Annotated in this window: 16 protein-coding genes; 13 read left to right on the forward strand and 3 right to left on the reverse strand. The window is 69.9% G+C overall.

The genetic code is table 11. The features are described from left to right. Positions 1-521 precede the first annotated feature (521 nt). From ABE487_RS06770 to ABE487_RS06790, 5 genes are all read left to right on the forward strand, one after another. Positions 522-1,427: a 5'-nucleotidase gene (locus ABE487_RS06770; protein ID WP_241943588.1), complete on the forward strand. Its 906-nt coding sequence runs from the start codon at positions 522-524 to the stop codon at positions 1,425-1,427. 8 nt (positions 1,428-1,435) lie between these two features. Continuing rightward, positions 1,436-2,245, forward strand: a complete 810-nt coding sequence (locus tag ABE487_RS06775) for a transferase (RefSeq protein ID WP_346452483.1) — start codon at positions 1,436-1,438, stop codon at positions 2,243-2,245. A gap of 197 nt (positions 2,246-2,442) precedes the next feature. Beyond that, the gene (locus tag ABE487_RS06780; RefSeq protein WP_346447493.1) at positions 2,443-2,766 is read left to right on the forward strand and encodes a DUF2834 domain-containing protein; all 324 of its coding nucleotides are present in this window, start codon (positions 2,443-2,445) and stop codon (positions 2,764-2,766) included. Positions 2,767-2,901: 135 nt separating this feature from the next. Further along, positions 2,902-4,947, forward strand: coding sequence for a S9 family peptidase (locus ABE487_RS06785; protein ID WP_346452484.1), 2,046 nt, complete (start codon positions 2,902-2,904; stop codon positions 4,945-4,947). 261 nt (positions 4,948-5,208) lie between these two features. Then, positions 5,209-5,667, forward strand: a complete 459-nt coding sequence (locus ABE487_RS06790) for a PA2169 family four-helix-bundle protein (protein ID WP_346444670.1) — start codon at positions 5,209-5,211, stop codon at positions 5,665-5,667. 113 nt (positions 5,668-5,780) lie between these two features. On the opposite strand, the gene ABE487_RS06795 is transcribed toward ABE487_RS06790, so the two are convergent. Next, entirely contained in the window at positions 5,781-6,371 is a 591-nt protein-coding gene (locus ABE487_RS06795; protein ID WP_346452486.1) for a TetR/AcrR family transcriptional regulator, read from the reverse strand. 130 nt (positions 6,372-6,501) lie between these two features. Between ABE487_RS06795 and ABE487_RS06800 the strand changes: the two genes are divergently transcribed. After that, complete coding sequence (locus tag ABE487_RS06800) at positions 6,502-7,710, forward strand: MFS transporter (protein WP_346452488.1); 1,209 nt, start codon at positions 6,502-6,504, stop codon at positions 7,708-7,710. A 48-nt stretch (positions 7,711-7,758) separates the two neighbouring features. On the opposite strand, the gene ABE487_RS06805 is transcribed toward ABE487_RS06800, so the two are convergent. Both ABE487_RS06805 and ABE487_RS06810 read right to left on the reverse strand, forming a co-directional pair. Beyond that, complete coding sequence (locus ABE487_RS06805; RefSeq protein ID WP_346444664.1) at positions 7,759-8,535, reverse strand: DNA alkylation repair protein; 777 nt, start codon at positions 8,533-8,535, stop codon at positions 7,759-7,761. Beyond that, positions 8,532-9,035, reverse strand: coding sequence for a MarR family transcriptional regulator (locus tag ABE487_RS06810; RefSeq protein WP_346444662.1), 504 nt, complete (start codon positions 9,033-9,035; stop codon positions 8,532-8,534). The genes ABE487_RS06805 and ABE487_RS06810 overlap by 4 nt, the downstream gene beginning before the upstream one ends. Positions 9,036-9,336: 301 nt before the next feature. Between ABE487_RS06810 and ABE487_RS06815 the strand changes: the two genes are divergently transcribed. From ABE487_RS06815 to ABE487_RS06845, 7 genes are all read left to right on the forward strand, one after another. Then, complete coding sequence (locus ABE487_RS06815) at positions 9,337-11,559, forward strand: TonB-dependent siderophore receptor (protein WP_346452490.1); 2,223 nt, start codon at positions 9,337-9,339, stop codon at positions 11,557-11,559. A 377-nt stretch (positions 11,560-11,936) separates the two neighbouring features. Further along, positions 11,937-13,208, forward strand: coding sequence for an MFS transporter (locus ABE487_RS06820; protein ID WP_346447498.1), 1,272 nt, complete (start codon positions 11,937-11,939; stop codon positions 13,206-13,208). Between the two features lie 59 nt (positions 13,209-13,267). Next, on the forward strand, positions 13,268-13,732 hold the full coding sequence (locus ABE487_RS06825) for a DMT family transporter (protein ID WP_346452492.1): 465 nt from the start codon (positions 13,268-13,270) through the stop codon (positions 13,730-13,732). Continuing rightward, entirely contained in the window at positions 13,729-14,352 is a 624-nt protein-coding gene (locus tag ABE487_RS06830; protein WP_346444654.1) for a hypothetical protein, read from the forward strand. Before ABE487_RS06825 ends, ABE487_RS06830 begins: the two co-directional genes overlap by 4 nt. Before the next feature lie 53 nt (positions 14,353-14,405). Next, on the forward strand, positions 14,406-14,771 hold the full coding sequence (locus ABE487_RS06835) for a DUF6164 family protein (RefSeq protein WP_346444653.1): 366 nt from the start codon (positions 14,406-14,408) through the stop codon (positions 14,769-14,771). Between the two features lie 124 nt (positions 14,772-14,895). Further along, positions 14,896-15,111, forward strand: a complete 216-nt coding sequence (locus tag ABE487_RS06840) for a hypothetical protein (protein WP_346444651.1) — start codon at positions 14,896-14,898, stop codon at positions 15,109-15,111. A gap of 108 nt (positions 15,112-15,219) precedes the next feature. Continuing rightward, a complete protein-coding gene (locus tag ABE487_RS06845) occupies positions 15,220-16,779 on the forward strand; it encodes a leucyl aminopeptidase (protein WP_346452494.1) in 1,560 nt (519 codons plus the stop codon). Positions 16,780-16,856: the final 77 nt, after the last annotated feature.

The raw sequence follows: 16,856 nt of genomic DNA on the forward strand, positions 1-16,856 counted from the left end.
CCCAGCCGCCGTCGGCACGCCGACAGCGGAGCGCAGCGCCGACCGGATGCCCTTTCCGCCGCCTCCTGGGATCCAGGGGGCAGCGGAAACCGGTACAAGGTCGGAGCAAGGGGGTGTCGGCTGCCATGTGCGTCCTGAAAGACAACGTTGTCAATGGCAGGTGCCCGGAATGCGAAGCCAGTCACGCTTGTGCGTGTCGCGGCGGTTGGACGTCCCGGTATTCATGATGCGGTGCAGCGAATGCGTCCGCGGCTACACGGTGCGCGTTGAGACCGGGCGGGGTTCTGGCGGAGGGGCCTGCGCGCGCGGGAGGTCGGACGCCAGTTCGTGTCCCCGCCACCTCGACACGCGGGTGAGGGCGCTTCTGGTTAGGGCAGGCAGGGCGGCGGGTCGGGTCGCGGCACAGGCTGGCATAATGGCGGGTCGGTCCGCGATGCCTGCGACTCGGCGGCGGGCCTGCTGTCCATCCGACGATCCCCGCTGGCGGGGCGTCGCGGTCCCTTTCGAGCTCACGCCCTGCCATGCCCGACACCTTCGTCCCCACGCTGACCGTCGCGATCTCCTCGCGGGCCTTGTTCGACCTCGAGGACAGCCACACGCTGTTCGAGAGCGAAGGGATCGATGCCTACGCCGAGCACCAGCGCGCGCACGAGGACGACGTGCTGGAGCCGGGGATCGCATTTCCGCTTGTCCGCAAGTTGCTGGCGCTGAACGTGGACGCGCCGCCTGATGCGCCGCGCGTGGAGGTGATCCTGCTGTCGCGCAATTCGGCCGATACGGGTCTGCGGATCTTCAACTCGATCCAGCATCACAACCTGGGCATCATCCGCGCGACGTTCACCTCGGGCGAACCGACCTGGCCCTACATCAAGCCATTCGGCACGCAGTTGTTCCTATCGGCCAACCCCGATTCGGTGCGACGCGCGCTGGAGAACGGCATCGCGGCGGCGACGATCATTCCGGCGCGCGCACCGGCGCATCGCAACGACCAGTTGCGGATCGCATTCGACGGCGATGCGGTGATCTTCGGCGACGAAGGCGAGCGGTTGTCGCAGGAAGGCGGGCTGGACGCGTTCCACAAGCATGAGCGCGAGCGCGCGCGCGAGGAAATGACCGGCGGCCCGTTCCGTGGGTTCCTGGCGGCGCTGCACGATCTGCAGGCGGCGTATCCGGCGGGCAAGGACGCGCCGATCCGCACCGCCCTGGTCACCGCGCGCTCGGCGCCCGCGCACGAGCGGGTCATCCGCACCCTGCGTGCCTGGGGCGTGCGCCTGGACGAGGCGCTGTTCCTGGGCGGGCGGCCGAAGGGGCCGTTCCTGGATGCGTTCGGGGCGGACATCTTCTTCGACGACTCGCAGCACAACATCGATTCGGCGCGGCCGCACGTCGCCGCCGGGCATGTGCCGCACGGCTGGTCGAACCGCTGAGCGCCGGCATGGGGCAGGGGGACGACACCGGGGCGCGGCCGTGGTGGGCGCGATGGCTGGCCCACTGGCGCGGCCGCAGTGCCCCCAAGCGGCCCTACGTGCGCCGGCACGATGGCTTCACCTCGCTGCAGTTCGTGCGCCGGCAGACGCAGAGCCGCATGGTCAGCGGCGATCCCGATCGACTGTTGGTCGACTACACGCGCACGATGTTCGCCGCGCTGTTGTGGCAGCCGGCGCCGGCGGTGCTCGGCATGGTCGGCCTGGGCGGGGGCTCGCAGGCGAAGTTCGCTTATCGCCACCTGCCGGACACGCGGATCGAGGTGGTCGAGAACAACCCGCACGTGGTCGCGCTGCGCGCGGAGTTCGGCGTGCCGGCCGACGACGCGCGGCTGGAGGTCGTGATCGATGACGGGGCGCAGTTCGTGGCGTCGCGCCGGGCGCGTTTCGACCTGTTGTTGGTCGACGGCTACGACGAACACGGCATTCCGGCAGCGCTGTCGAGTCAGGCGTTCTACGACGACTGTCGCGATGCGCTGGTCGCCGACGGTGTGCTGGCCTGCAACCTGTACGTGCGCGATCCCGACGCCCATGTGGCCCGGCTGCAGCAGGCCTTCGGTCAGGCGCAGGTGTTGGTGGTCGACGAGCCGAAGATGAGTAATCGGGTTGCCTTCGCGTGGCGTGGCCCGCTGCCGGCATTCGATGCCGCGGCGCTGGTGGCGCGGGTGCCCGAACCTGTGCGTGCCTTGTTGCCGGAGGTGTTTGCGCGCATCGCCGCACGCGTGGTGCGGCACAGGACGATGGCAGCGCGCACGGCGTAGTGGGGGCAGCCCGATGCGTGGTTCATTGCCATGCGGATTCTGGACCGGGGGCGGCCTGCGTCGACATCGGAGCGGTGTCGGTCCATTCGCGCAGGCTGCCGCGTTCGTCGTGACCGGCACGGTGATTTCAATCGCCGTCAGGATCGGCTAGCGTTCGCCGGCCTTCTGCCGAGATCGGGATCCCGATGAGACACGCCATGCAATGGATCTATCTCGTGCTGTGCGTGTTGGGCGCTGCGCTCCCGCTCTCTCGGTTCCTGCCGTGGCTTGCCCGGCACGGCGTCGATGTGCCGTTGTTGGTGGCGCAAGCGGTGGCCACGCCCATTGCCGCATTCGCTTGGGCGGATGTTCTGGTGTCCGGTGTTGTGGTCATCGTGCTGATCGTCGCCGAAGGGCGGCGGCTCCGGATGCGCGGGCTGTGGCTCCCACTTGGATGCCTGGCCGTCGGTCCCTCGCTTGCATTGCCTGCGTTTCTCCTGATGCGAGAGCGTCATCTGGCCGCTTGCGGACGCACGCGATAACGCAGCGTCTGGCGCGCGTGGGCGGGTCAGGCGAGGGGGCGCTTGGCGCCTGGTCGCTGTTCGGCCCGCGCGCCGTTGCGCCGCTCGTCGAAGCCGGTCAAAGTCCGAGGCTGTCTTTCGATCGGGGAGATCCGGATGCAACGTTGGATCATGGGCATCGCCTGCGCGCTGGTGCTGGCGACCGCGACGCCGGCCGTCGCCGCGCGCCAGAGCGCCGGCATGACGCTCGAACAGGTGGCGCAGACGCGGGCCGCGAACCAGGCCGCGATCAGCCCCGACGGCAGCGAAGTGGCCTACGTCCTGTCGGTGCCGCGCACGCTGGGCACCGACCCCGACGGTCCGGCGCGCAGCGAACTGCACGTGGTCGACCGTGCAGGCCACGACCGTGGCTTCGTGACTGGCCAGGTCGATGTCTCCGCGCCGCGCTGGCTGCCCGATGGGCAGTCGATCGCTTACCTGAGCAAGCGCGAAGGCGACGCGACCCGGCGGCTGTACACGATTCCGCTGCGTGGCGGCGAATCGACCGCGGTTGCGCACCTGGCCGGCGACATCAGCAGTTTCGATCTTTCGCCCGACGGCCACCGCGCCGCGCTGCTGGCGGCGCAGCCCGAGGACGCGGCGCGCAAGCAACTGCGCGAGCAGGGCTTCTCGCAGAAGGTCTACGAGGAGGACTGGCGCCCGGTCGAGGTGTGGATCGCCGAACTGGGCGGCAGCGCAGCGCCGCGCAAGCTCGCGATCGAAGGCAGCGTGCGCACCGTGCGCTGGAGCCCGGCCGGCGATCGGCTGGCGGTGGTCGTGGCCCCGCGCCAGCTCACCGACGACATGATGGTCGATGCGCGCGTGCGCATCTATTCGGCCGAGGGCCGCGAACTGGGGCGCGTGGACAACCCCGGCAAGCTCGGCGAGATCGCCTGGAGCCCGGATGGCGAACACCTGGCGATCATCTCGGCCGCCGATGCCAACGATCCGAGCGAAGGTCGGCTGACCGTGGTCGGCAAGACCGGCGGCGCGCAGCGCGACCTGCTGCCCGGGCTCGAAGGCCACGTCTGGCATGTCGGCTGGCGCGATGCGTCGACGCTGGTGTTCCTCAGCCAGGAGGGCGTGCAGAGCCGGCTGGCCGAGATCGCCGTGGACGGCACCGGCCAGCGCACCTTGCTGCCGGCCGCAGGCCCGGTGCACATGGGCCTGAGCGTGGCGCGCAACGGCGACCTCGCCCTGGTCGGCAGCACGCCGGCGCACCCGTCGGAGATCTTCCACCTGGCCGCCGGCAGCGCCGAGCCGCGACGGTTGACCGGCAGCAACCCGTGGCTCGCCGATGTGCGGCTGGCGCGGCAGGAGGTCGTGCGCTACACCGCGCGCGACGGCCTGGAGTTGGAGGGCCTGCTGGTGCACCCGCTCGAGCGCCGGGGCCATGCGCGGGTGCCGCTGGTGGTGGTCGTCCACGGCGGCCCCGAATCGCACAACGTCAACGGTTGGCTCAACAGCTACGCGCAGCCGGCGCAGACGCTGGCCGCGCAGGGCTTCGCTTCGTTCTTCCCCAACTACCGCGCCAGCACCGGCCGCGGCGTCGCGTTCTCCAAACTCGACCACGGCCGGCCGGGCATGGAAGAGTTCGACGACCTGGTCGACGGCGTGGATCACCTGGTCGATATCGGCCTGGTGGACCGCGACAAGGTCGGCATCACCGGAGGCTCCTACGGCGGCTACGCCAGCGCTTGGGGCGCCACCTACTACAGCGCGCGCTTCGCCGCGTCGGTGATGTTCGTCGGCATCTCGGATCAGGCCAGCCTGGTCACCACCGGCGACATCCCGCGCGAGCAGTACCAGGTGCACATGCAGACCTGGCCGTGGGAGAGCCCGGAGATGTACCGCCAGGCCAGTCCGATCACGCACGCGCAGAAGTCGCGCACGCCGACGCTGATCCTGCACGGCGAGGCCGACCCGCGCGTGCCGGTGATGCAGTCCTACATGCTCTACCGGTATCTCAAGCTGGCCGGCCAGGCCCCGGTGCGCCTGGTGCTGTACCCCGGCGAGGGCCACGGCAACAGCCGCGGCGCTTCGCGCTACGACTATTCGCTCCGCCTGGTGCAGTGGATGCGCCACTATCTGACCGGGCCGGGCGGCGAGCCGCCGGCCTACCAGCTCGATTACGCGCTGCCGAAGGCAGACGCCGCAGGTTGAGGCCTGCATCGATACAGCGCCCTGCCGCGGTGACGGAAGGGCGCTGCCCTGGTCTGGAGCAGCCGCAGCGCATGCGCATGCCGGGCCTTCGCGCTTTCACAAGATCGTCGCTCGCGCGTCACGTCTCCTTGCCCGACCGGTCTCTAGGGTAGGCCCCATCGCTCCACGGCCACGCGCAGTCATTGCCCGCCTGGACGATGCGGCCCGCGACCTTCCATCGCGCTCGCGCCGCGCCATCCCCTCATTCGATCGGAGACCCAAATGACCAACAAGTCCGCGCATACGCTCAACGACCTCATCGCCATCGCCCGCGACGGCAAGGATTTCTACGAGGAAGCTGCGCAGAAGGTCGATCACGCCGAGCTCAAGACGCTGTTCTCGCGCATCGCTGCGCACAAGTCGCAGCTGGTGACCGACCTGAGCGCCGCTGTACAGGCCGTCGGCGGCAAGCCGGAGACCTCGGGCACGATGGTCGGCTCGCTGCAGCAGTTCTACGGCAAGGTGCGCGCCGCGTTCGGCGACAAGGAATACGGCTACGTCGCCGAGTTGGAAGAGTCGGAAGACCGCCTGCTCGAGGCGTTCGACGAAGCCGCGCGCGATGCGGACACGCCGCCGGCCGCGCGCGACGTCGTGACCCGCCTGCTGCCGGAAGTGCGGGCGACGCACGACGAGCTGCGCGCGCGCAAGCACGCGCTCAAGGAACTCAAGGACCGCGGCTGATCGTCGGCCGGCCTTCAGGGGCCGGCCCACGCGTCCGTTTCGAGGCCCCGGCTTGCGCCGGGGCTTTTTCGTTGTGCGCGGCCGATTCTTTGCGAGCTGACCGGCGATGGGCCTCAAGCAAGCAACAGTCCGCGCAACAACAGGTCCAGTGCGTCGAGACTCCGTGCCAGTCGCGCCTGGTCGTCGCCGTCCTCGCCGGTCGCGATCCAGACCGCAGCCTCGGTCAGGCTGCCGTGGAGCAGCGCGGCCAGCGCCTGCGGGTCGGTCGTGGCGACGACGCCTTGTGCCATCAGCGATTCGAGCAGGCCCTGCATCGATGCGATGCACGCGCGCTGCGACTGCGCCGATGCGCCGCCCAGCACGATCCGGGCATCGCGCAGCACCACCTGCTGGATCTCCGGTTCCAGGGCCATCTCCAGATACGCACGGCAACGACTCGTAAGTCCTGTCCAGGGGGTGTCGGCCGATTCGGAGAGTGCGTGCAGGCGCGCGTCCATCTCGGCATCGATCTGCGCGACCACGGCGGCCAGCAGGCCAGGCTTGTCGCCGAAGTGGTGATACAGCGCGCCGCGGGTCAGGCCGGCCTGGGCGGTGAGCGCGTCCATCGAGGCCTCCGCGTAGCCGTGGTGGGCGAACGCGTCGCGGGCGGCGGCCAGCAAGGCCGCCCGGGTTTTCTCCATTTCCGCGCGGGTGCGACGCACCATCGCCATCTCCTCGATTTCGACGCAACAGTATTTACATACGATCCGTATGAATATACGATTCTATTCATACGAGACGTATGCATTGTCGGCTTGACGCGCTCGCGCGGCAAGCGCATCCAGGAGGCCGGTGTTGCGCAATCCCTATGTGGAACTGTTCGCCTTGCCCGGCACCCGCGGGCTGGTGCTCGCCGGTGTGCTGGCCCGGATCCCGTTGCCGATGGCCGGCATCGGCATCATCACGATGCTGGCGCAACTGCGCGGCAGCTATGCGCTCGCAGGCGCGGTGTCGGCGGCGTTCGTGCTGACCTATGCGCTGCTGTCGCCGCAGATCTCGAGGTGGGTGGACCAATACGGACAGCGCCGCGTGTTGCCGGTCGCGAGCGCGATCAGCGTCGCCGGCTTGGGCCTGTTGATCGCAGGGTCGCACTGGCCTGCCGCCGACTGGACGCTGTTCGCCGGCGCGCTGCTGGCCGGCTGTATGCCGAGCATGTCGGCGATGGTGCGGGCGCGCTGGACGGCGATCTATCGCGGACAGCCGCGGCTGCAGACCGCGTACTCGCTGGAAACAGTGCTCGATGAGGTCGCCTTCATCGCAGGGCCGCCGCTGTCGGTGGGGGTGTCGGTGGTCGTCTGGCCCCAGGCCGGCCTGCTGGTGGCGGCCCTGCTGCTGGCCCTGGGCACCGCGGCGCTGGTCGTGCAGCGCGGCACCGAGCCGCCGGCCGCGGGACAGGGCGGCGGCGCTGATCGCTCGGGCTCGGTGATCCGCTTGGCCGAGGTGCGCTTGCTGGCGCTGCTGCTGCTGGCGATGGGCGTCATCGTCGGCACGGTGGACATCGTGAGCGTGGCGTTCGCCGGGCAGATGGGCCAGCCCGCGGCCGCCAGCCTGGTGCTGTCGGCCTACGCCTTCGGTTCGTGTCTGGCCGGATTGCTGTTCGGCGCCGTGCGCCTGGCGATGCCGCTGCATCGGCAGTTGCTGACGGGCGGGCTGGCGACGGCCGCGACGACGATGCCGTTGTGGCTGGTCGACAGCATCGGCGCACTCGCCGGGATGGTCTTCATCGCCGGGCTTTTCTTCGCGCCCACGATGATCGTGGCCATGTCGCTGATCGAGCGCGTGGTGCCCGCGCATCGATTGACCGAAGGCATGACCTGGCTGCTGGCCGGCTTGAATGTCGGCGTGGCGCTGGGGGCGGCGGCCTCCGGACAGGTCGTCGATCACAGTGGCACGCGTGCCGGTTTCGCCGTCGGATTGGTGGCCGGCGCCGCAGTGCTGCTGTTCGCACTGTGGGGCAGCGTCCGCCTGCGCGGACGCGATGTGCAGGCCGGCGAGCTGGCATGACACGCGGGAGTGTCCGGCGCGTCGGCGTGCGGAGCTGGGCGCGTGCTGTCAGTCCAGACTGCGCAGGGCGCGGGTGCAGATACGGCGCGTGGCTTCGGTCGGCTGCCCCTGACGCCAGCGCGTGCAGAGCCCGCGGACCCAGTCGGGGCGATCCTTCGCTGCATCGTTGAGCCAGTTCGCCACCGAGTCCTGGACGTAGGTGGCGGGGTCGGCGCGGAGCGGTTCGAGCAGAGGCAGCGCGATCTGCGGCTGCTGCTTGAGGGCCGGGATATGCGCGCACCAGACACCGCGCGGGCGCAAGGCTTCGCTGGCGAAACGGCGCAGGCGTTCGGAGGGCGAGGCGGTCCACGGGGTCAGCTGCGCAATGGCCGCGTTCAGGTCCTGCGCCAGCTGCGGGCGAACCGCCATCCAGGCCCACTCGCGGACGCCGAAGTGCAGGTCGTCGGCCAACGGTCGGATCGCCTCCAGCCGGCGGGGCAGGTCGATGTCCGGCTGCTGGCCGATCATGAAACAAGCCCAGCCGCGCACGGTGTCCGAGGCATGCGCTTGGCAGTCCGCGATGCCGGCCGGCCCCAGGGCCTGCAGCAGCACCTGGGCGATCGCGCGCATGCGCTTGAGGATGCCGAGCCGGCAGGCGGCGTCCGCGTTGGTCAGGGCGTGCGGCGGCAAGCGCGGAAAGACCGTCCGCAACAGCCGGGCCTGATCGACCGCGAGACCTTCGGCCAGCGTCGCACTGGGCAGCGCGCCGAGCGACAGCGCCTCGAGCACCTCGACAGGGATGTCGGATGCGCGGATGGCGCCCGTGCGCCGGGCCGATGCGCTCATTGTGCTGCCGCCTGCAGGGCAGGGGGCAACCGCATCGCGACCTTGTCCAGCAGTGTCGCCAGTTGGGTGCGCTCGGCTGGGTTCAATCCGCCGAACAGACTGGCGATCCACCGCGTATGCGCATCGAACACACGGCGCGCCCGCTGCTTGCCCTGACGGGTGAGATGGATGCGCAGCGCGCGGCGATCATGGGGATCGGCCCTGCGCTCGATGAGGCCCTCGCGCGCCAGGCCGTCGAGCAGCCCGGTCACCGTGGCGCGGGTGACCCCCGCACGTTCGGCAAGCGCGTGCGGGGCCAGTCCTTCGCCGGCTTCGAGCAGGAAGAGCATCACAAAGCGCCCTTCCGACAATCCGTAGGGCGCCAGCAGCGCGGCGCAATCGCGATCGATGGCCGCGGCCAGCGACAGCGTCCGGAAGCACAGGGCCATGCCGTCGACGTCCGGGAGTTGCCGTTGTTCGGCTTGCTGCAACAACGCGCGGTACTTCTGTTCCAACTCCATGTGTTGCCGCCATATGATGTGGCGCCTAATCGTATACTCGATGTGTCGATCTGTCCAATCGCGCCAGGGTCGCGCGGGGGCTGTGACGTAGGGCGCGTCGCGCGTCCAGGCACGACGCACGCGTTGACATTGCGTTAATGAACGATAATCATTCTCGAATTCGGCGTGCCCTCTGGGCGCCGATCACCGCAGTCGCCACCCGTGCGCAACCGCTCGCACCGGCCAGCCCTCCCTGCCACCCGTCGCGCCGCTTCCGGCGCGCGACGCATGCCGTCTTTTGCCCGTCGTCCAAGGAACCCCCATGTCCCGTTGTACCGCTCGACTTGTCCGCTCCACTGCCTCGTCTCCTGTGTTCGGCTGTGCCGTCCCCGCGACGGCGGCGCCGCTCGCCCGTCGTCCATTGGCGCTGGCGCTCGGTCTGCTCGTGGCGGCCGCGCCGATCCTGGTGCAAGCCGCGGACAACGACAGCGGCCGCTACGCGGATGCGACCTCGCTCGACCAGGTCAATGTGCACGGCACGCGCTACGCGGCCGGCATCAAGCAGGCGGTGGATCTGAAGGACATTCCACAGACGATCTCGGTGATCTCGCGTGAGCAGATCGAACTGCGCAACCTCTACACGCTCGAGGACGCGTTGATGCAGACGCCCGGCATCACGGTGACCGGCGTCAGCTCCGAAGGACAGACCTACATCTCGCGCGGCTTCAACATCAGCACCTACCTCATCGACGGCGTGCCGTCGACCGGCTACCCCGGACCGCGGCCCGACCTGACCGTGTACGAGAGCGTCGAAGTCCTGCGCGGGGCGTCGAGCCTGTTTTCCGGTGCCGCGCAGCCTGGCGGCGCGATCAACCTGGTGCGCAAGCGCCCGCAACGCACGTTCCACGCCAGCGGCGCGCTGCTGGCAGGCAGTTGGGACAATACCCGCGCCGAGATCGACGTCGGCGGACCGCTGGTCGAAGGCGGACAACTGCGCGGCCGTTTTGCCGCCTCCGCGCACGAATCGGACATGTTCTACGACGTCGGCCGCCGCGAACGCTATGTCGCCTACGGCGTGACCTCGCTGGATCTGGGCGACGCCGCGACGCTGACCGTCGGCGCGCACTACCAGGACTATCTGGCGCCGATCCAGACCGGTCTGCCGGGCTATGTGGGCGGCGGCCTGCTGCCCGTGCGGCGTTCGACCTATCTGGGGGCCGACTGGAACGCGCTCGACAGCCAGAGCATCGTCGGCTTCGCCGAACTCGACTGGCGTCTGGGCGAGGCCTGGCACGCCAAGGCCACGTTCCAGCGCGCCCGCGACGACTCGGAGAACTACTACGCCTACATCGGCAACGGCGCGGTCCGCCCGGACAACGGCTGGGTCAACCAGATCGCCTACTACGGCGACACGACCGAACGCTGGACCAGCGTGGACGTCAATGTCGGCGGCGCGTTCGACCTGTTCGGCCGCGAGCATGACGTGCTGATCGGCGCGGATCTGCAAAAGAGCGACTACAGCTACGTCGAATGGCGCGACAGCGCGTTCGCACGCATCGACGTGTTCAATCCGGACACCGCGATCCCGCGCCCCGGCTATCAGCCCAACAGCGGCGGCCTGAGCAAGACCCGCCAGTGGGGCGTGTACGGTCATGCCAATCTGAGCCTGAGCGAGCGCCTGAACCTGTTGGCCGGCGCGCGCCTGAGCCAGTGGCAGATCCAAGCGCGCAACGGCTTCACCCGCGACCGTCCCAGCCTGACCAATCCGCAGCCGGTGCGTCTGGGCCCCTGGACGGAGAATCGCATGCCGTCGGAAGTCACGCCCTTCGCGGGCCTGACCTACGATCTGAGCGGGGAATGGACGGTCTACGGCAGCTACGTCGAAAGCCTGCAGCCGCAAGAGCGCCGTACCGCCGATGGCCGGCTGATCGATCCCTCGCGCGGCGAGCAGTGGGAAGGTGGCGTCAAGGGGGCGCTGATGGACGGCCGCCTGCTGCTCAGCGCCGCCGCCTATCGCATCGATCAGGTCGGTCGCGCGCAACCTGACCCGGACAACGAGGGCTTCTACGTCGCCGAGGGCGAGGTCGAGTCCAAGGGCGTCGAGCTGGAAGCCAACGGCCGGATCACCGAGAACTGGTCGATCTTCGGCGGCTACGCCTACAACACCAACGCCTATGCCAAGGACAGTACCAACGAGAACCGGCCGTTCACGCGGATCTCGCCCAAGCATGGCCTGAAGCTGTTCACCCATTACGACGTGACCGCCGGTGCACTCGCAGGCCTGCAACTGGGCGCAGGCGTGAATTGGTACTCGCCGGTGGAAGGCGGCAACGCCTACGCGGCCGTGCCGACCGTGGTGCGGCAGGGCGGCTACGCCGTCGTCGATGCACTGGTCGGCTACCGGGTGCGCGACAACCTCACTGTGCGCCTGAATGTCGGCAACCTGTTCGACAAGGTCTACTACACTCGGATCTCCGCCACCGGCCGCGGCAATTTCTACGGCGAACCGCGCAACGTGACCCTGTCGCTGCGCACGACGTTCTGATCCCGCGCGGCGTGTCGGGCGGGCCCGTGCCCCCACCCGACACGCTGCGCGTGTCGACCTCCCCCGCGTGCGGGGGAGGTGAGGACCCGCACTGCGCAGAGTGCCGCCAGTGGGTGGACCTCCCCCGCGTACGGGGGAGGTGATCCCGCGCGATGACGGCTTTGAGCTGCTTCCCCCGGCTTACGGAGCATTGCGCCCTTTACGGGTGGAAGGTTGGGATGGGGGCCTTTTTCCGCGACGAGCCAGTGCCCCAACCGACACGCCGGCGCGTGTCCAATGCCGCCGCAGGCAGGGAGAGGTGACGCGCACAGCCGGCATCTTTGCAAGCCATGGCCAGTCCTGCACAGAATGCCGGCTCTCCCCGCGCCGCCTTCACCATGTCCCCGACGCCGCCCAACTCGAAAGGCCGTGTGCTGTTTGCAAGCCTGATCGGCACGACCATCGAGTTCTTCGACTTCTACATCTATGCCACCGCGGCCGTGCTGGTGTTCCCGGCGCTGTTCTTCCCCGACGCCGATCCCGCCGCGGCGACGCTGCAGTCGCTCGCCACCTTCGCGCTGGCGTTCATCGCCCGCCCGATAGGATCGGCGGTCTTCGGCCACTACGGCGACCGCATCGGCCGCAAGGCCACGCTCGTGGCCGCGCTGTTGACGATGGGCATTTCCACCGTCGTCATCGGCCTGCTCCCCACCCACGCCCAGATCGGCATCGCCGCGCCGATCGCGCTCGCGCTGTGCCGTTTCGGTCAGGGGTTGGGCCTGGGCGGCGAGTGGGGCGGGGCGGTGCTGCTGGCGACCGAGAATGCACCGCCCGGCAAGCGCGCCTGGTACGGCATGTTCCCGCAACTCGGCGCGCCGCTGGGCTTCTTCCTGTCGACGTCCACCTTCCTGCTGCTCGGCCGGCTGATGGACGAGTCGGCGTTCCTGGCCTGGGGCTGGCGCATTCCGTTCCTGGCCAGCGCCCTGCTGGTGCTCGTCGGCCTGTGGGTGCGCCTGCGCATCACCGAGACGCCCGACTTCCAGCGTGTGCTCGACGGTCATGCGCGAGTGCGCCTGCCGATGCGCGAGGTGCTGCTGCGCCATGGGCGCGGCGTGCTGCTGGGCACGCTGCTCGCGCTGGCCACGTTCGTGCTGTTCTACCTGATGACGGTCTTCGCGCTGAGCTGGGGGACCGCGCGGCTCGGTTACACCCGCGAGCAGTTCCTGCTGCTGCAACTGGTCGGCGTCCTGTGTTTCGCTGCGACGATTCCAGTGTCGGCGCTGTATGCCGACCGCGTCGGCCGTCGCCGCACGATGATCCTGGCCAGCATCGCCATCGCGCTGTTCGGCCTGGGCTTTGCGCCGTTGTTCGTCGCCGGCAGCTCCGGTGCCACGCTCGCGTTCCTGATGATCGGCTTGGGGCTGATGGGCCTGACCTATGGCCCGGTCGGCACGCTGCTGGCCGAGCTGTTTCCCGCCACGGTCCGCTACACCGGCGCCTCGCTGGCGTTCAACCTGGCCGGCATCTTCGGCGCCTCGCTTGCGCCGTATCTGGCGACCTGGCTGGGCGGTCGCTTCGGCCTGCACGCAGTCGGTGCCTACCTCGCGGTGGCGGCGCTGTTGAGCCTGGGTGCGCTGCTGGCCTTGCCGCGCGACCGCCCGGCGGCATGAGCGCGCGCAGGCTCGGGCCGCGGCACGTAGACTGATCCGCCGCCCTGCCGGAGCTCCGCATGAACATCTGGCTGCTGTCCAGCATCGCGCTCGCCGCGATCGTGGGGATGGCGCTGCCGCTGCAGGCCTTGCTCAATGCGCGCCTGGGCGCGCTGACCCACGGGGCGCTGTTCGCGTCCTTCGTCTCGTTCGCCGTCGGCACCTGCGCGCTCGGGCTGGCCCTGGCGGCCAGCCGCACGCCCTGGCCGACGCTGCGCGAGCTGGCCGCGCTGCCGCCGTGGCTGTGGTTGGGCGGGCTGATCGGTGCGGTGTTCGTGTTCAGTGGCACCTTGCTGGTGCCACGGCTCGGCGCGGCCGGCATGATCTGCCTGATCGTGGCCGGGCAACTGGTCGGCTCGCTGCTGGTCGATCATTTCGGCGTGCTCTCGCAGCCGCGCCCGATCGATGCGATGCGGGTCGTGGGCGCGGTGCTGGTGGGCGTCGGTGCGCTGCTGGTGGTGCGGCCGTGGCGGGTGGCGACATGACCCGGCCGGGACCGATCGCGTTGCCGGCACCGATGCGCGCTGCGCTGGAGGCGGCCTACGCCACGCCGCCGCGCGCCTATCACAACCTCGAGCATGTGGCCGAGCTGCTGCGCCACTACGATGCCGTCGCCGCGGCCGAGGGCTGGGCGCAGCCGGTCGAGGTGTGGCTGGCGGTGCTCTACCACGACGCGATCTACGAGGCCGGCCGCAGCGACAACGAGGCACGCTCGGCGCAATTGGCGGCCGACGCGATCGCGCGCTGGCTGCCCGAGGCGGGCGTCGATGTCGCGCGCGTGGTCGAGCTGATCGAACTCACCGCGCGCCACGGCAGCCTCGCGCCGGACGACTTCTCGCATGACGCGCAGGGAGACGACACCCGGCGCTTCCTCGACTGCGACATGGCCATTCTCGGCGCCGATCCCGCCGCGTTCGATGCCTACGATCGTGGCATCGCGTCCGAGTACCGCCATGTGCCGCGCTGGCTGTATGCGCTCAACCGTCGACGCTTTCTCAAGGCGTTGTTGGCGCGCGACCGGCTGTATCTCGACGACGGCTTCCATGCGCGCCTGGATACCCAGGCGCGCCACAACCTGCGCCGCGCGGTGACGACCAAACGCTGAGGCCGGGCTATCATCGGCGCACGCTGCCGCCGTCCCCGTTTTCTCCGATCGCCATGGCCAAACTGCTGCTCAACCTGCGCTACGTGCCCGAGGACGAGGCCGCCGACGTGCGCGCCTTCCTCGACGAGGCCCGCATCGACTGGTACCAGACCCGGCCCAGCCCGTTCGGGATCTCGCAGGGCGGTATCTGGCTGCGTGACAACGACGACCTGCCGCGCGCCAAGGCGCTGATGGCCGACTACCAGGCCAAGCGCCAGGCACGCGCGCGTGCCGACCAGGCGCAGGCCGAGCGCGACGGGACCGCCGAGACCTTCGCCGACATCATGCGGGCCAACCCGCTGCGCGTGGCACTGATCGTCGCCGCGATCGTGGCGCTGATCGGGCTGATGGCGGTGCCCGGGTACATGCTCTCGCGCTGAGCCCACGTCACGCCGGGGCGACGTCAGGCACTGCAAGCTCGCGACCGTCCCGTCGTCGTCCTGGCCGGCATTGCTGCCGGCGGACGGGGACGGGCGACCCTTCGCATTCGATGAGCGCATCGCCATGTCCGGTACGCCGACCCGCGCGCAGCCCAAGCCCAAGACCAAACCCTGGACGCGGCCGAATCCGAAGCCGCGGTCCGCACGCACCCGGTTGAGCACGGCGCAGAAGAACGCAGCGCAGCAGCGTGCCGACGAGAACGGCCGGCGTTATCCCAACCTCGTCGACAACATGTGGGCCAGTCGCCATCTCGCGAAGGACGGCTCGCCGAAAGCGTGAGCGCGGTCGGGCAGGCATGACCATCGGCACGGCGTCAGACGCGCCGGCATTGTTAAGGTCGATGGTTGCCCGCGCGCGCGGGCCCGCCCTTCGCCCTTCGGAGATTCCATGCGCCGACCCCGACCGCTGCAGCCGCTGCTGCTCGCGAGCCTGATCGCCACCTTTGCCCTGCCTGCCGCTGCGCAGCGCGACATCCGCTTCGACAGCGCACAGACGCCGGCCGGCGGCACACTGGTGCTGGCGGTTCCGGAAGTCGCTGACGGCGGCGCACGCAGCGGCGCGTTCGCACAGATCGACGCCGCCAGTCAGGGTGCGCTGTCCCGGGCCATCGCCGCGGCCGGCTTCAGCGGCAAGGCCGACAGCCAGCTCGACCTGCCGGGCATCGCCGGCTACGACCGCGTGTTGCTGATCGGCACCGGCGCCGGCACGCCCGATGCGCGCCGGATCGAGGACGTCGGGGGCCAGGTCGGTCGGTTCGCCGCACGCAGCCGTGCGCCGCAGATCGACGTGCTGTGGGAAGGCGCCGAATCGGGCGCCGCCGCGCACCTCGCGTTCGGCGCCGCGCTGGGCCAGTACCGCTTCGACACCTACCGCAGCGGGGGCGACGGCCAGGCGGCCGGGACCGGCACGCTGGTCGTGCGCAGCCCCGCGGGCGCCGATGCCGCGCGCACCTGGGACGGCGATTGGAAGGCGGTGGCCGAGGGGGTGGCGTTCGCACGCGACCTGGTCACCGAACCGGCCAACGTGCTGTATCCCGAGGTGTTCGTCGCGCGGACGCGCGAGGCGTTCGCCGGCAAACCGAACGTCAGCATCGAGGTGCTCGACGTGCCGGCGATGGACAAGCTGGGCATGGGCAGCCTGCTGGCCGTGGGGCAGGGCAGTGCGCGGCCGCCGCGGCTGATGGTCGTGCGCTACAACGGCGGCGCGCGCGGCGAGGCCCCGGTCGCGTTCGTCGGCAAGGGCATCACCTTCGACACCGGCGGCATCTCGATCAAGGGCAGCGAGAACATGTGGCGCATGAAGTACGACATGACCGGCGCGGCCAGCGCGACCGGCGCCGTGCTCGCGCTCGCCGGCCGCAACGCGAAGGTCAACGCCGTGGCCGTGGCCGCGCTGGCCGAGAACATGCCCTCGGGCACCGCCGCGCGCCCCGGCGACGTGGTGCGCACCGCGTCCGGCAAGACCTACGAAATCATGAGCACCGACGCGGAAGGGCGCATGGTGCTGGTCGATGCGCTGTGGTACGTCCAGCGCCAGGACAACCCGCGCGTGATTGTCGATATCGCCACGCTGACCGGCGCGATCGTCACCGCGCTGGGCAACGATTACGCCGGCCTGTTCACCCGCGACGATGCCCTGGCCGCGCAACTCACTGCCGCAGGCCAGGCGGCCGGCGAGCCGGTCTGGCGCATGCCGATGCATCCGGGCTACGGCAAGCTGCTCGAATCGCCGATCGCCGACCTGCGCAACGGCGGCGGCCGCCCGGGCTCGGGCACGGCGGCGCACTTCATCGGCGAGTGGATCGATCCGGGCCGCGCCTGGGCGCACCTGGACATCGCCGGCATGGCCTGGCGCGACGGCAACGAGCTGCCGACGACCCCGGCCGGCGCATCGGCCTTTGGTGTGCGGCTGTTCGACCGCTTCGTGCGGGAGAACTACGAGCGCTGAGGTCGTCCCTCACGTTCGGCGTTCTGTGCTGACCGCTTGGACCAAGGCGCCGGGATGGCTCCCTGCCCGCAAAGCGG

The organism is Luteimonas sp. TWI596 (genome assembly GCF_039674105.1).
Classification (GTDB): domain Bacteria; phylum Pseudomonadota; class Gammaproteobacteria; order Xanthomonadales; family Xanthomonadaceae; genus Luteimonas.